13 protein-coding genes are annotated in these 13,528 nt (G+C 72.6%); 2 read left to right on the top strand and 11 right to left on the bottom strand.

The genetic code is table 11. From position 1 onward, the window contains the following. Positions 1-126 precede the first annotated feature (126 nt). Positions 127-1,356, top strand: coding sequence for a M23 family metallopeptidase (locus ACFYY2_RS04125; RefSeq protein WP_388736709.1), 1,230 nt, complete (start codon positions 127-129; stop codon positions 1,354-1,356). Between the two features lie 125 nt (positions 1,357-1,481). Here the strand turns inward: ACFYY2_RS04125 and ACFYY2_RS04120 are convergent, their stop codons facing one another. The 8 genes from ACFYY2_RS04120 to ACFYY2_RS04085 form a co-directional block, all read right to left on the bottom strand. After that, a complete protein-coding gene (locus ACFYY2_RS04120; protein ID WP_388736706.1) occupies positions 1,482-2,792 on the bottom strand; it encodes an NADase-type glycan-binding domain-containing protein in 1,311 nt (436 codons plus the stop codon). Continuing rightward, the gene (locus ACFYY2_RS04115; protein ID WP_388736838.1) at positions 2,789-3,403 is read right to left on the bottom strand and encodes a phage tail protein; all 615 of its coding nucleotides are present in this window, start codon (positions 3,401-3,403) and stop codon (positions 2,789-2,791) included. Before ACFYY2_RS04115 ends, ACFYY2_RS04120 begins: the two co-directional genes overlap by 4 nt. Positions 3,404-3,465: 62 nt before the next feature. Continuing rightward, on the bottom strand, positions 3,466-5,424 hold the full coding sequence (locus ACFYY2_RS04110; RefSeq protein ID WP_388736704.1) for a putative baseplate assembly protein: 1,959 nt from the start codon (positions 5,422-5,424) through the stop codon (positions 3,466-3,468). Next, positions 5,424-5,867, bottom strand: coding sequence for a GPW/gp25 family protein (locus ACFYY2_RS04105; RefSeq protein ID WP_388736703.1), 444 nt, complete (start codon positions 5,865-5,867; stop codon positions 5,424-5,426). The genes ACFYY2_RS04110 and ACFYY2_RS04105 overlap by 1 nt, the downstream gene beginning before the upstream one ends. Next, positions 5,867-7,717, bottom strand: a complete 1,851-nt coding sequence (locus ACFYY2_RS04100) for a VgrG-related protein (RefSeq protein ID WP_388736701.1) — start codon at positions 7,715-7,717, stop codon at positions 5,867-5,869. The genes ACFYY2_RS04105 and ACFYY2_RS04100 overlap by 1 nt, the downstream gene beginning before the upstream one ends. Beyond that, complete coding sequence (locus ACFYY2_RS04095) at positions 7,717-8,439, bottom strand: LysM peptidoglycan-binding domain-containing protein (RefSeq protein ID WP_388736698.1); 723 nt, start codon at positions 8,437-8,439, stop codon at positions 7,717-7,719. The genes ACFYY2_RS04100 and ACFYY2_RS04095 overlap by 1 nt, the downstream gene beginning before the upstream one ends. A gap of 3 nt (positions 8,440-8,442) precedes the next feature. Further along, a complete protein-coding gene (locus ACFYY2_RS04090; protein WP_388736696.1) occupies positions 8,443-8,880 on the bottom strand; it encodes a phage tail protein in 438 nt (145 codons plus the stop codon). 68 nt (positions 8,881-8,948) lie between these two features. After that, positions 8,949-9,098 carry a hypothetical protein gene (locus ACFYY2_RS04085; RefSeq protein WP_388736694.1) on the bottom strand — a complete coding sequence of 50 codons (150 nt, stop codon included), beginning with the start codon at positions 9,096-9,098 and terminating at the stop codon, positions 8,949-8,951. A gap of 820 nt (positions 9,099-9,918) precedes the next feature. Here ACFYY2_RS04085 and ACFYY2_RS04080 point away from each other — a divergent pair. Beyond that, positions 9,919-10,239, top strand: a complete 321-nt coding sequence (locus ACFYY2_RS04080; RefSeq protein WP_388736691.1) for a hypothetical protein — start codon at positions 9,919-9,921, stop codon at positions 10,237-10,239. A 2,140-nt stretch (positions 10,240-12,379) separates the two neighbouring features. Here the strand turns inward: ACFYY2_RS04080 and ACFYY2_RS04075 are convergent. From ACFYY2_RS04075 to ACFYY2_RS04065, 3 genes are read right to left on the bottom strand one after another with little or no spacing between them, the layout of a single operon-like run. Further along, a complete protein-coding gene (locus ACFYY2_RS04075) occupies positions 12,380-12,538 on the bottom strand; it encodes a DUF6760 family protein (RefSeq protein ID WP_329035102.1) in 159 nt (52 codons plus the stop codon). Then, positions 12,535-13,017, bottom strand: a complete 483-nt coding sequence (locus ACFYY2_RS04070; RefSeq protein WP_388736688.1) for a hypothetical protein — start codon at positions 13,015-13,017, stop codon at positions 12,535-12,537. Before ACFYY2_RS04070 ends, ACFYY2_RS04075 begins: the two co-directional genes overlap by 4 nt. Then, positions 13,017-13,460 carry a phage tail protein gene (locus tag ACFYY2_RS04065; protein WP_388736685.1) on the bottom strand — a complete coding sequence of 148 codons (444 nt, stop codon included), beginning with the start codon at positions 13,458-13,460 and terminating at the stop codon, positions 13,017-13,019. The genes ACFYY2_RS04070 and ACFYY2_RS04065 overlap by 1 nt, the downstream gene beginning before the upstream one ends. Between the last annotated feature and the right edge of the window lie 68 nt (positions 13,461-13,528).

Genomic DNA, 13,528 nt, shown 5'->3' with positions numbered 1-13,528 from the left:
GGGCAGCGGGGCCCTGAGGTCGGTCGCACACCGTCGTCGGAGTGGCCGGGCCCGCCCGGCCGGTCCTCTGCCGGCAAATGGCATAGTGATCCTCACCGCCACAGTTGCACAGGGGAGTTCGGGCTTGTGAGGATCGCTCGCTGGATGGTGCCGGTCGTCGTCGGGGTCGTGGTGACTCCGGTGTCGATCGGTCTGGGAACCGTGCTGCTCGGGACGTTCGACGACAGCGAGGCGGCCGACGCGGGTGTCACCGCGCCGACGGGCACCGCGTTGAAGGCCGGTGACGTGGGTGTGCCGGTGGTGTACGCGAAGCTCATACGCGACGCGGCGGCCGACTGTGACGACAAGTCGCTCACCGCGCCCGTGCTGGCAGCGCAGTTGAAGCGGGAGAGCAACTTCAACGCGAGGGCCAGGTCGATCGCCGCGGACGGGCCCGCGTTCGACGAGGGTTCGCTGACCGACCCGCGGAGCGAGGAGCAGCGGGCAGAGGACGCGAAGGCGGGTGGGAAGCCCGCCGGTGAGGGTTCCGGCGCTGAGGGCGCAGACGGGCCCGGATCCGAAGGCCTTTCCTCGGGTGAGGAACTGCCCGACGTGTCCCGGGCCGAACGTCCCGTGACCAGGGGCATCGCGCAGTTCTCCGACGCGGACTGGGCGGCCGAGGGTGTCGACGGGAACAACGACGGCGTCAGGGACGTACTGGACCCTGCGGACGCCATACCCTCACAGGGCAGGAAGATGTGCCGGCTCCTGCGGACCGCGGGGAAGCACCCCGGCTACCGCGGCACCCCCCTGGAACTGGCCCTGTCCGGCTACCGGTTGGGCTGGAAGGCGGTTGAACGGCACGGCGGCGTGCCGCGGGCGAGCGGAGCGGACGCGGATACGTACGACTACGTCCAGGCCGTCATGAAGTCCTACCCGAAGATGGTCGTCCCGGCCGGTCGCAGTGTGTCCGGCGGCTGGACCCTCCCCGTGGTGGGACCAGCCGGAACCCCCTATCACCAGCGGGGCTCCGCCTGGTCCACCGGCCTGCACACCGGCGTCGACTTCGTGGTCCCCACCGGAACGCAGGTCGAGGCGATCGGCCCCGGTGAGGTCGTCGCGGCCGGGGCCGGTGGCGACTACGGCAATCAGGTCGTCATCCGCCACGAGGACGGTACATACAGCCAGTACGCCCATCTCTCCCAGGTGAAGGCCGTCGTCGGCCAGAGCGTCCAGGGCGGCACGCTCATCGGATGGTCCGGCGACACGGGCAACGCCACGGGGCCGCATCTGCACTTCGAGATGCGCACGGGACCCGCGTTCGGGTCCGACATCCCGCCCGTCCCGTATCTGCGCGCCAAGGGTCTGATCCTATGAGGACGTGACGTCCGGGCGGCGGACAGTCTCCGTCCGCCGCCCGGACGCACCCGCCTCCTCGGCATGGCCTTCGTGAGGAGGCCTTCCGGGGAGGCGGGTGCGTGCGAGGTGGCGGTGCCGGGGCCCTACGTACCGCTGGTCGTGGCGCGGGTGAAGAACTCGATCTCCGCTATCGAAACCTGCTTGTCGGAGCCGCTGTTGAAGGCCGAGCGGATGACGAACCGCACGCTGACGACGTTCTGCGCCCGGAACTTGCGCTGCTGGGCGCCGCTCACCTGGTCGAGTGTGATGTGGCGCGTGGTCTTCTTGCCGTCGGCCGTGGTGATGACGGCGTCCATGCGGTGCGGAAGCGCCGCCTCCGAGAGGTCGGAGGGTTTGGTGGAGATGCCCGACGTGATGAGGATGTCCAGCAGACGGGTGGGTTCCTGGAAGCGCGCCTCGACCCACTCGCCCTCGCCGGTCTGCGAGACCCCGGGGCCCCACCAGCTGTTGTTGACCTTGTCGAACAGGACCTTCGGCGGGTGGCCGCCGAAGGAACGGGACGCCGCGGCGGAATCCGGGCTGATCTGGGCCCGCTTCGCGAAGTGGTCGCGTGCCGCGTTCCACGCCGTGCTCACGTTGAACGCCGCGTAGATCACCAGCGCGAGGGTGAGGCCGTACGCGACCCACGTGAAGACGCGGCCGACGCCCCGGCGCAGCCTCGGGCGGTCACCCGCCCACGGCACGGGGCCGTTGCCGAAGTCCCGTATCCGGCGCCACCAGGGGCGTCTGGCCTCCGGGACACCGGGACGCTCCGCGAGGGACATGCCGCAGCGCCGGCAGAAGTGCCGGTCGGGTCGGTTGCCCACCTCGCACCAGGGGCACGGGGGGCCCGTCTCGTCGGCCGGCTCGCCTCCGGGGGCCTGGACCCGGGGGCGGGACGCGGCAGGCACACCCGGGAGGACCGGGGCAACGTGCGGCGCGGGTGCGGCGGCACGCTGGTCGGCGACCGGCACGAGCAGCGCCCTGGCGCGCGCGCTCGCGTCCGGGGTCGCGGCCTCGGGAGCGGCCGGGGAAGGCTCCGGTGTGCCGGGGACCGCCGCGATCGTGGGCAGGGTGGGGTCCTCCTCCGGTGGCACCGTCGGCGCGTCCGCGTGTACGGGTCCGCCCGCCGGATCCGTGCTCCCTGACGTCGCGTCGGCGCCGGACGACGTGACCGGGCCGGGGTGGCTGCGCGTGGCGCCCGGGGCGTCGGTGCCCGGTTGCCCGCCCACCGCGTCCGCCCTCCGTTCCCGGGTGCCCGGGATCCAGCTCAGTACCGCGCCGCAGCCGTCGCAGAAGGACTGTCCCGGGGTCGGAGTGCTGCCGCACTCGGCACAGTGACGTGGCTGGTCCCCCGGGTCCACGGCAGCCTCGGAGGAAGGTGGCGTGGAGGGGGACGCCTGCTGACTGGTCACCTGTCGGAAGTCCTTTCGGCGGCGGTCACATGGACCGTGTAAGGCATATGGGCGGGACGAGCTGCCGCTACGAGGCGCTCCAGGCGGTGCACGGCGGAGGGACCGGGGTCCGGCAGCCGTACGGTGACGTGCAGGTGCGGGCGGCGCTCGCCGGGGACCGGCCCCAGGGGCCTGGCGTCCCAGGCGGCCGCGCCGCTCTCGGTGATCTCGGGCTCCACTCCGAAGGCGAGCCGCACGGCCTCGGCCAGTCCGCGCCGGGTGCCCCGGACGCGGTGCAGCCGTACGGCGGCGGTCACCGCGGCGCGCAGGGCGGCCGTCGCCTCCGTGTCCTGCGGGTCGCCGGCGGACCGAGCGGTGAGCGCGGCCCGGGACGCGTCCTGGCCCATGGCGGCTCCCGCGCCCTCGGCGGTGTCCGGACCGTAGGTCTCCGGCTCGTCGGTCTCCGCGCCCACCCAGCTGCCGAGCCAGCGGGTGAAGTCCGCAGGTGCGAGGGACGGGGTGAAGTAGGCGTCCAGGCAGTCGAGCACGTTGTGGAGCGGTGCGAGGACCTCGTCGATTCCGGCGACGAAGCGCTGGGCGAGATCGTCGTCGGCGAACACGGCCGGCAGCATCACGCCCAGCGGCGCCGAGGACCCGAGTCCGTCCACGGAGCCGCGTGTGCTTCCGCTCACGGTCACGAGGCGTCCCCGATCACCCGGACGCGGTGGTCGAACGAGAAGACGAGCGCCGGGGCTTCGAGATCGATCCGTTCCGTGGGGTCGCCGCGCTTCCCGCTGAGCGGGTCGGCGGGGTGCAGCAGCACCTCGTCCACCAGCTCGACGCCGGGCACCCGCTGCAGCACCGCGAACACCTCGCCCGCCTGCACCGGACGGCCGAAGGGCCAGCCCGTGCCGTGGGCTCCGCCGGTCAGCGGGTCGAGATGGCGGTACAGGGCGTCGTGCGCCTGCCGTCTGACCCGGTCGGTGTCGGTCCCCCGGAAGGCGTGCACCGTCGCGACGACCGTCACCCCCTGGTAGAACGGCGGCCCGACCGCGAGCCGGGTGCCGATCAGGCGGCGCTCGTCCAGGTACCGGGTGATGCGCCCCAGCAGGGCGTCTCCGGGGACGAGTTGCTCGAAGCGCAGCCGTCCTCCCGGGTCGGACACGGCCTGCGGGACGACCAGCACCCGTACGGCGTGCGCACCGTGCTCGTCCGGTTCGGCGGCGATGCAGGTGATGCGCGCGGTCTCGGGTGCCGCGCGCCGGGCGAGTTCCTCGTAGTCCCGCAGGGTCACGGCACGGTCCTGCGCACTGAGCGCGATGGGCGCCCTGCGCTTCGCCTCCTCGACGGTCTCGCCGTCGACCCCGCCGCGCGCGGCCTCCCGGTTGATCACGTCGGAGACGTACGGGACGGAGTCGCGCAGCACCTTGATGGCGCCCCTCGCGACGTTGCCGGCCTTCCCTCCGCCCGTACGGTAGCGGCGGGCCCTGATGGGCGCTCCCTTGGGCGGTACGGCCCCGTACTGGCGCAGGGTGCCGTCCGGTTCACGGACGGACGGGCCGAAGGCGATCTCACCGGTGGTCGCGTCCAGGGTGATGTGCCGGTCGGCGGGACCCGAGGCGGCGAAGTGGCCGACGGTCTCCCAGTCGACCCAGCCGTCGCGCTCGGCGACCTGGAGCAGCAGCGGTTGCGCGTCGCCGACGACGGGGCTGGCGGCCAGCCGCAGCCGGTGTCCCGGCAGGCCGGTGGACTCCCCCAGTGCTTCGTCCCGCACCGTCTCGGCATGCACGACGCCGGTGGTTCCGCCGATGCTGAAGGCCTCGGCGGAGCGGACGGTCGGCGAGGTGGTGTAGAAGGGCTGGCCTTCCTCCGGCTCGGTGACACGGCAGCGCAGCCAGCCCGCCTCGCGCCGTCCGGCGCGGGAGAGCGCGTGGCCGCCTGGGACGTGCAGCACGACCTCGCCGGGGCGGTTGAGGCCACCGGTGGTGTCCCGGTCGACGTCGCAGGCCACCCAGCCGTCGGCGGTCCACGCCTCCCATGCGAGCGGCGGCTGCCTGGGGTCGACACCGACACCGTCCACCTGGCTGTCGAGCTCCAGGACGACCACGCACTCCGGTACGGCGGCGCTGAGCCCGAACAGCATGCGGTCACCGGGGCGTGGAGCCTCCGTGAAGCAGTGCACGTCCTTGGACTCGGCGAGGTCGGAAGTGCGGTCGGCCGGCTCCTGGTCGACCGGATGGACCACGAGGTACGACAACTCGCACGGGATGACCGTGAGTTCGCGCTCGGTGGCGAAGACCACCGCGTCCTCGGTCTGGGTGCGGACCGTGGCGACCTCGGTGCCCGTCGCCAGGACCACGGGCTGCTGCTGCGGCGCCGACAGCCAGAAGGTGACGTCGGCACGGGCGGCGGACGGCGGGAAGAGCGTGATCCCGATCAGGTCCAGGAACGCGAGGTGGTTTTTCTCGGGCACTCGGTTGAGCCGGTACACGATCTGGTCGGCCATGTGCGCGACCGTCTCGACGAGGGTCACACCCGGGTCGGAGACGTTGTGGTCGGTCCATTCGGGGGCGCGCTGCTGGATGTAGCGCTTGGCGTCGTCGACGAACTGCTGGAAGCGCCGGTCGTCGAGGTTCGGGGAGGGGAGGGCCATCAGCGGTCGCTTCCATAGTGGTCGTCGGGCGTGCCGGACCCCTCGGGCCCGTCGTGGGAGGGGATCACGTAGAACGGGAAGACCAGACTGCGCGGGTTGTTGGTGCCCGTGATCGAGTAGCGGACGTCGATGTGCAGCACGCCCTGTTCCTCGCCGGCCGTCACCGTGACGTCGTCCACCTCGATGCGCGGCTCCCATCGGTCCAGGCAGCTGTGCACCTCGTGCTGGATCCGGCCCGCGGTGGCCTCGTTGACGGGTGCGAAGACCATGTCGTGGATGGCGCAGCCGAACTCGGGGCGCATCGGCCGTTCACCGGGGGCCGTGGAGAGGACGAGCCGGATGGCCTCCTCGACCTCCCGTTCCCCGCTGACCAGGGCGATACCGCCGGTGGGGCTGATGCGCAGGGGGAAGGCCCACCCGGAGCCCACGAACTGTTCCGCCATCAGGCCCCTCCCATGGTCAGCACCGGCTTCATGTTGGAGGTGAGCAGGCCGCTGGACTTCACCGTGGCCGCCTGCAGGCCGATGTTGATGCCCGCGGTGATCTGCAGCGAGAGGCCCGCGGTCACCGACACGGTGGCGCCGGAGGTCACGCTGAGCGCCCCGCCGGAGTTCAGGTTCATGGTTCCACCGCTCCGGATCGTGAGGGAGCCCACCGCGTTCAGCGAGAGGTTGCCACCGGCGTTGACGGCCACGGCACCGGTCCCCCTGATCGAGACCTTTCCCTTGCTGTCCACGACGATCTCGGTCTTCGTCCGGTCCAGGTTGATGGTGAGCCGGTTGTCACCGGTGGAGAGGCGCACCCCTCGCTTGAGGCCGGCGCTCTGGTCGAGCAGGTCGAGACGGTTGTTGCTGCGGTCGGACAGGGTGCGCCGGGTGACCTTGCCGCGCGTCGGGTCGTACACCGGCACGTCGACCGGGTCCGGCTTGTCGACGCCGTTGTAGAGGCCACCGATGACGTACGGGTGGTCCAGGGCGCCCCGGTCGAACGCCACCAGCACCTCGTCGTCCACGTCCGGGGAGATCATACTGCCGCCCTTGACGCCGCCGAACTGGACGGTCCGGGTCCAGTCGCTGACGTACATGTCGTCCAGCCACGGGAACTTCAGCTTGACCCGGCCCTGCCTCAACGGGTCCTTGATGTCGGTGACCAGGGCGTTGGCGACGCTCGGCATCCCGGCGGGGCCCGCACCGCCGCCTCCGGAGGTGAGCCCGTACAGCGAGCGCCACTGCCGGCCGCTGACGTTCAGGAACGTCTCGTAGTGCTCCTGGTCGCCGAAGGTGTGGCGCGCTGCCGTGACCGTGTACTTGCCCTGGAACGGCTTGCCGACGTCCTTGAGGGTGACGGCGACACCTGGGCGCAGCTCGGTGTTGCCCCGTGCCGTGACCTCCACCTCGGCGAAGGAGGAGGTCACGTCGTCCGCCACCGCGTCGGCGGCGTGCTTGACCTCGTCGAGCTTGTCGTAGGGCGTGTCGGTCACGACGAGTTCGGCCATGCCGAACGTCCTGGACACTTGGGACGGTGTCGTCCCGATGACGAAGCCCGTGTTGTCCAGAGCGGGCGCCTTGGAGACCAGGGTCTGCTTGGTGGTGACGTTCCAGCCGCGTGCCTCGACGGCGGTCACCTGGTCGGCCGAGGTCACCGCCGCGCGGCAGCGCAGGATCTCCTCACCGCCCTTCAGGAGGAGCGCGCTCTGTGCGCTCGGCATGCTCTCCGGGGGAGCGAGCGCCGCCTGCTGCCGCTTGACGAACTGGAACCGGCCCGCGGAGTTGATGGACATCACCATCTCGTTCTCGTCCGCGAGCCGTTGGACGAAGTCCCAGTCGGTGACGTTGGCCTGACTGATGAACTCGTACTGGCCCTTGGTCCGCTGGGTCCTCCCCATCGGGATGCCGCTCTTGCGCGCGAGTTCGACGGCGATCTCGGTGGCGGTCTTGTTCCTGTACGCCGCGACCCTGCGCTGCCGGAGCATGCGGTGGCCCTTGTCGTAGCCGCGGATGACGGTGAAGGTGCCGGTGCGGTCGTAGTCGGTCTCGAGCGCGGTCACCTCTCCGGTGATCAGCGGCGTGCCCTTGCCGTCGGAGAGGGGGGCGATGACCACGGGCACGCCGATCTCGACGTTCAGCCTGGAGAGGATGTCCTTCTTGTCGTCGCGGAAGGTGAGACGGAACGCGCCGGGCACTCCCGCGGCGAAGTCGACGCGGCCCGCCACCAGTTTCGTGTTCTCGGGGGACTTGAGCTTCGTGCCGGCGATCTGGACGGTGAGGATGTTGGAGAAACCGATGTCGGACATCAGACGCCGACCTCTTCGGCGGCGGGAAGCATCAGCTCGGAGCCGGGCGTCAACGCCTTCGGGTCGTCGATCCCGTTGGCCTCGGCGATCGTGCGCCACACGGTCGCGTCGCCGTACTCGCGCCACGCGAGGAGCGGGAGCGAGTCACCGGCCACGACCCGGTGCACCCTGCGGGTGGTGAGCGCCCCGGAGGTGGGGTTCTGGCCGGGGGTGCTGCTCGGGATCTCGTGCAGGTTCACCTGGCAGACGGCCCGGATCGGCATTCCATTGGTGTTGAACAGGGTGTACTGGGCTTCCACCGAACTGACGTAGGCGTTGAAGCGGGCCGTGGAGAAGGCGCCCCACTCGAAGACCACCCACGGCGTCGACGGCTGGTTCGCCGCGATGCTGGCGGTGGTCGTCTCGCAGCAGGAGAAGAGGGCTTCGACCTTCTTGCGGACGTCGTTGCTGTCGGGGTCGTCGGAGCGGTCGAGGAAGATCTCCACCGTCATCTCCCGGGGCTCGGGCCCCATGAACTCCGGGACTGCACCGTCCCTCACCGCCGCGGTGGGCGTGGTCTTCCACTGAGCCCTGCGGGTCAGGGACAACTGGGACGGGTTGAAGTCGAAGTTGAACGTCTTCATGAGCGCGCCGGGACTGGTGCTGCTGCCGATCGGCGGCTGATGGATGGCGAGTGTCGCCCGCACCAGGCTGTCGCCGATGCCGAAGCTGGAGAGGTTCATCGGCTACGCCTCCCCCGCGTCGGTGAAGCCGTGGTGGGCGATCTCCAGGACCTCGGTGGCCACGGCGGGGCTCGCCGGGTCGAAGGAAGGACCGCGCCAGCTCACGGGGAGTACGTCGATCAGCCCCCACTGGGCCACCATCGAGCCGTCCGCGCGGAGCGCGGCGATCTGCCCGGTGGGCCGGGTCACCCCCGTGGTCACGGAGGAGATCCACTCCGCCACCTTCGCGGTCTCCTCGGTGAGGGGCCGGGTCAGGGTGATGTTGGAGAAGGTGACACGGGTGGGCAGTTGCCAGACGAATCCGTTGTTTCCGCCCTCCTGCCGCTGCTCGATCTCGACGTGGGAGGAGAGCCCGTCGCAACCGTTCCAGTTGCCCAGGCTCTCACCGTCGATGGTGAGGTTGAAGAAGATGGTGGAGCCTGCGTCGAGTTCCTGGGGCATCGGGTGGGGCCTTCCTGCTGTTCCACGTGCGGTCGGGGCGGGAGGTACGGGCGTTGTTCGCGGGCCTGTCAGTGACGTGGGTCGCGCAGCCTGCCGATCCGTTCGCGGTCGAGCCGCAGCTCGGTCCGCAGCAGCCGGGTCATCGGCTCGATCAGCCGGTGGACCAGCTCCGCCACCTGGTCCTCCTTCAGCTCGCGGGGTGCGAACCGGCTCGTCACGGAGGGCGCGGGCCTGTCCGCTGAGCCTTCGCCCCCACGTCCACCGTGTTGCACCGCAACGGAGGCGGAGCGCGGCGGTGCCGTCGCCCGCGCGGGCGACCGGGCCGGGATCGGGGGTACGGCCGGGGGCTGAGGGGGCCGCGCGGCCGGGGCGCCCGGCGACCGCTGCACGGCGAGCGAGGCGGCAGCGGGCGGGGCGGACGGCAGGGACGCGGCGGGGCTCCCCGCGGGCCGGACAGCGGAGGAGGCGGCCGGGGCGCCAGGGGCGTGGGAAGTTCCTCGACCGGCTGCCTGCGTCACCGGCGTACGGTCGGTCCCGCCGGGGCCGGGAGGTTCCGGCGCGGCCACGGACGGGCCACCCGGCGCCGACGCGGGCACGGACGCGGAGCGCTCGGCGACGGGCGCGGCCGAGGAGCGCTGCACGACCGGGACAGCCGGGGGGCGGTGCGCGAGCGGGACGCCCGTGGTCGCGGCTTCGGGGCGGCGTCCGACGTCGCCGGTCCGCCTGGGCGCGGACGCGGTGGCGGGAGTGGCCTCGGGGCGGGCGGAGCGGGTGGGCGTCGCGGGCTGCGGGCGGACGACGGCGGTCGGCGCCGGCGCCGACACCGCGGAACGCTGTACCGCTTGCCCGCGGGCACCGGCTCCTCCGCTGGCCCCCGGGACCGCGGTCCGCACGCGGCGCAGACGCACGGCGGCTGGTGGAGCGGGGGCCACCGGGGCGGCAGCGCGTCCGGGTGAGCCGGTGCCCGGAGTGCCGCCCGTCATCGCGGCGGGGGCTGCGTGCCCCGTCGACCGGGGGGCCGGCACGAGCCCGGCGGCCGTGACCGGCCGAGCGGAGCCCACCAGCGGGACGACCGGCATGGGCCGCGACCGCGACGCCGAGGGGGCATCGGCCGGCGTCATGGGAGCGGGCCGCGCAAGCGGCACAGCGGTCGGCCGCACCACGGGCGGCCGGGCGGTCCCCGGGGCCTCGGGGATGCGGGACGCCGAAGTCGCTGAAGTGGGCGCCGGGACGGAAGCGGTGGTCCTGGTCGCGGTCCGGGGCTGGGGTGAGTGCGGGGCCGTCCGGGTGAGGGACCGCTGCAGCGGTAGCGCGCCGCCCGGGCGCCCGGATCCGGGCGCGTCGTTCACGACAGTGTGAATCGGCGCCGGACCCTGCTCTGCCGAGGGACCTGTGGCGGACTCGGGCACCGGCAGCGTGTGGTTCCTGGGCGGAACGGCCGAGGCAGCTCCCGGCTGCCGCACCGGCACGGGGGGCGGGGCTGCCTGTCGCTGCACCGACGGCACGGCGGGCACCCGGCCGGCTCCCGGGGCGACCGCGGGTCGCGTCGGGCCCGCCTGCGGAGCGGAGTTGTCGACCCCGCCCGCGCCGGATCCGTTCAGCGGTCGGACGGGTGCGCCGGGCAGCTGGGCTCCGAGGACGGCTGACGGTCCGGGACGGCGGGCGGGGCCGCGTGGAACGGGCGCCGAGGGGGTGTCGGAGCGAGGGCCGGGCGCGGCGCCCGCTGAGGGCGCGGCAGGTCGGCGTACCGGCGGGACCGGCTCGCCGGCGGGCGGCGGTCCGCCGGGCGCTGTGCTGGACGGTCCGCTCGGAGTCGGCATGGAGCCGCTCACAGGCGTGACGGAGCCGGAAGAAGCGGAGGGCGGGGACACGGGGAGGCGAGGTCCCGGGCCCGGCCCGGCCCCGGTGTTCACCGACCGGAACGCCCCTGGTGCCTGACCGTCAGCGACGACATCGCGCCGCTGTACGGGCGGCGCTGGGGCGGGGGCGGCGGGTGCGTGCCGCGGCCCGGGGGCGGTCGACGGCCCGCCGGCCGCCGGTGAACGCTGTACACGTGGTGCCTGGCCAGGAGTCGGGGCACCGATCTTCCGGCGCACCGCCGAGGCAGCCGCCGGGTTCGCTGCCTGCGCCCCGGCAGGCCCGCTGGACGGAGCTCCCAGCCTCGTCCGGCCGGACGGACGAGGCGCAGGCGTTCCCGTACCGGTACGCGTACCCGTATCGGGCGTACCGGATCCCGTCATGCCCGCACCCGGTGTTCCTGTCGGGCGCGCGACAGGGAGCGACCCGGCAGCCGGTGTCCTCGGTGCGGGGGGAACGGTGCCGCCCCCGGGGGCGCTCGCGGGCGACTCAGGTCCTTGCGAGACCGGTCGCGCGGCGGGAGCGGTGACAGCGGGCCGCTGTCCTGCTGGTGATGTCCGGTCAGCCGGTGACATCCGGGCTGCCGGAGCCGTCGCGGAGGCCGACGGGGCCGGGGGAACCACCGGGCCGGACAACGGAGCTCCGAGCAGCGGGCGCCGGGGCGCCCCGGGGACGGCCGGGCCGTGCACCCCGCCGGGGGCGCTCTCCTCACGCCGTCGCGCAGGGGGTGCCACCGCACGTCGTTGTACGGAGAGTGAGGAATCGGGGCTTGAGGAGCCGAGAGCCGGAGCACTCCGGTCCGGTTGCGGGGAGTTCTCGGGCGCCCCTGCCGGACCCGGCTGCCGGGGAGTCGGCGGCACGGGCCGCGCGGACCCGCCGTGAGGGCCGTCCTGCTCCCCCTCCGGACGAGGGCCGCGGACAGGGGGAGCCTGCGTGACAGGGGCAGACGGGAGCGAAGGGCGTTCAGCGGGAGCCGGGGAAGTGGCGCCGGAGGGCGAAGTCACCGGCGTGGCCGAGCCGACAGCCTTCGCCGGCACAGACGCCGCGGTGCCCGGCGCCACTGCGGGAAGCACCCTGCGCTGCCCCGCGGTCGGGGTGGAGGCACGGGTCAGCGCCGGTTCGGCGGCCGGCGGCAGGGGACGTACGGGAGCGACCCGCGGCCCCAGGGCGCGCTGGACGAAAGGCGGCTGCCAGGAGCCGCCCGTACCGCCGCGATCCCCGTCGCCGTGGACGTCATCGACGACAGGGGCCGGCGGCAGCAGCCCGGGCTTCTCCGAACCGGCCGGTCCCGACCCCAGGGTGAACGACAGCGCGTCCTTGATGAGGCCCGCCGGGGCGTCGTCCAGGACGGCGTGCGAGAGCGTTCCGGAGAAGGAGGGGTTCCGCCAGGTGGTCAGCGAGCCGCCGAATTCCGCGGAAGCGACCGTCTGCCCGGACGGCGCCAGTGTCGAGAGCCGCATCGGCGGCAGAGCTGCCCATTCCCGGCCCCTGCCGGGAACACTGTCAGCGGCACGTTCACCGTCTCCGCCGCCGGCGGACGGCTCGGGAGTCCGAGCCGGTGCCGAGCCCTCCCGGTCCGTGCTCCGGTCCGGGCCCTGCTTCCCGCCTCGGGCCGGTCCCTTGAGCCGGTCGAATATGCCCATCACCGCTCCGTTGCAGCACGCGCCACCAACGTGGCGATCTGGTCGGCGAATCGCCGCCGCTCACGGTGTTCGAGGTCCAGAATGTCGTTCAGGTTCCAGTGGAAGTGGTAGGCGATGTACGCGATCTCCTCATGAATCCGGTCGGTCGCGTACGTCACGATTCCCCCAGGCGGCTCCCGCCGAGCTCGACCTCGAAGGGCTGCTCGCAGTGCGGGCAGGACACGCCGGCCCTGGTGTGGCCCTCGGCGTTGATCTGCCGGTAGAAGTCCTGCAGGAAGGCGAGGTCGGAGGCGAACATGTTCTCCACCACCCCGTCGTGCATGTAGGCCACGGTGCCCAGCCGGGTGATGACCCGCCCGAGCAGTACCACCGAGAGGTAGGCGGGGTTCTCCTGCACCCGCATGTCCCTCAGCGGGACCAGTTCGTCCCGGGCGGTCGCCAGTCGCATGACGCCCTCGCGATGCACCGTTCCCATGTCGTCCACGTATCCGCGCGGCAACTCGAACGCGAACTCGGTCCGCAACTGCTGCCGTACCGGGGGCGCGTCCACCGGGGCGCCGGCCGGGGCCGCCACGGCCGCGGGAGCGGACGTGGCGGCGACGGCGTCGGTGGCGGGCCTGACAGGTCCGCGTCGCATTACTCGGTGACCAGCTCTTCGTAGACGATCGTGACGGTCTCGGTCATCACGGAGGCCTCGCCCGCCGTCGCTGCCGCGCCCATGACCTTGGAGCACCAGGCGTTGCGCAGGTGCTGACGCCGGACCGGGTTGTACTGGTAGTCCATGTAGATGATGCTCGCGTTCTTGCGGGCCGAACCCATGTCGCCGCGCAGCGAGGCGTTGATCCACTCGGTGAACGCGGTGGACTGCTCCATGCCGCGCGTCACGGTGGTCTCGCCTGCCCTCTTCACGCCGGGCATCTTCTTGGTGATCGGCTGGCCGTTCGCCGAGACCTGCTGGTACTCGATGACATCCTGCTCCATCCCCACCTCGCCCACGGCGTGGAGGTACTCGACCATGACCCCGTCGATCTGGAGGCCGAAGTTGTGGGTAGTGAGGGCGTCACCCTGGGAGAGACTCATGAAAAGCCGTTCCTTCTACTGAGACTGGGACCTGAGGCCGGGACCTGAGGCCGTTCGCGTGGTCGTGC

It is taken from the genome of Streptomyces sp. NPDC001822, from assembly GCF_042892135.1.
GTDB lineage: Bacteria > Actinomycetota > Actinomycetes > Streptomycetales > Streptomycetaceae > Streptomyces.
This window is presented reverse-complemented; position numbering and strand designations above follow the sequence as displayed.

Bases quoted from the DNA above. Each gene is read 5' to 3' on its own strand.
- ACFYY2_RS04115 (WP_388736838.1), bottom strand. From the start codon at position 3,403: ATGCTGCCGGCCGTGTTCGCCGACGACGATCTCGCCCAGCGCTTCGTC.
- ACFYY2_RS04110 (WP_388736704.1), bottom strand. From the start codon at position 5,424: ATGGCCCTCCCCTCCCCGAACCTCGACGACCGGCGCTTCCAGCAGTTC.
- ACFYY2_RS04105 (WP_388736703.1), bottom strand. From the start codon at position 5,867: ATGGCGGAACAGTTCGTGGGCTCCGGGTGGGCCTTCCCCCTGCGCATC.
- ACFYY2_RS04100 (WP_388736701.1), bottom strand. From the start codon at position 7,717: ATGTCCGACATCGGTTTCTCCAACATCCTCACCGTCCAGATCGCCGGC.
- ACFYY2_RS04095 (WP_388736698.1), bottom strand. From the start codon at position 8,439: ATGAACCTCTCCAGCTTCGGCATCGGCGACAGCCTGGTGCGGGCGACA.
- ACFYY2_RS04090 (WP_388736696.1), bottom strand. From the start codon at position 8,880: ATGCCCCAGGAACTCGACGCAGGCTCCACCATCTTCTTCAACCTCACC.
- ACFYY2_RS04070 (WP_388736688.1), bottom strand. From the start codon at position 13,017: ATGCGACGCGGACCTGTCAGGCCCGCCACCGACGCCGTCGCCGCCACG.
- ACFYY2_RS04065 (WP_388736685.1), bottom strand. From the start codon at position 13,460: ATGAGTCTCTCCCAGGGTGACGCCCTCACTACCCACAACTTCGGCCTC.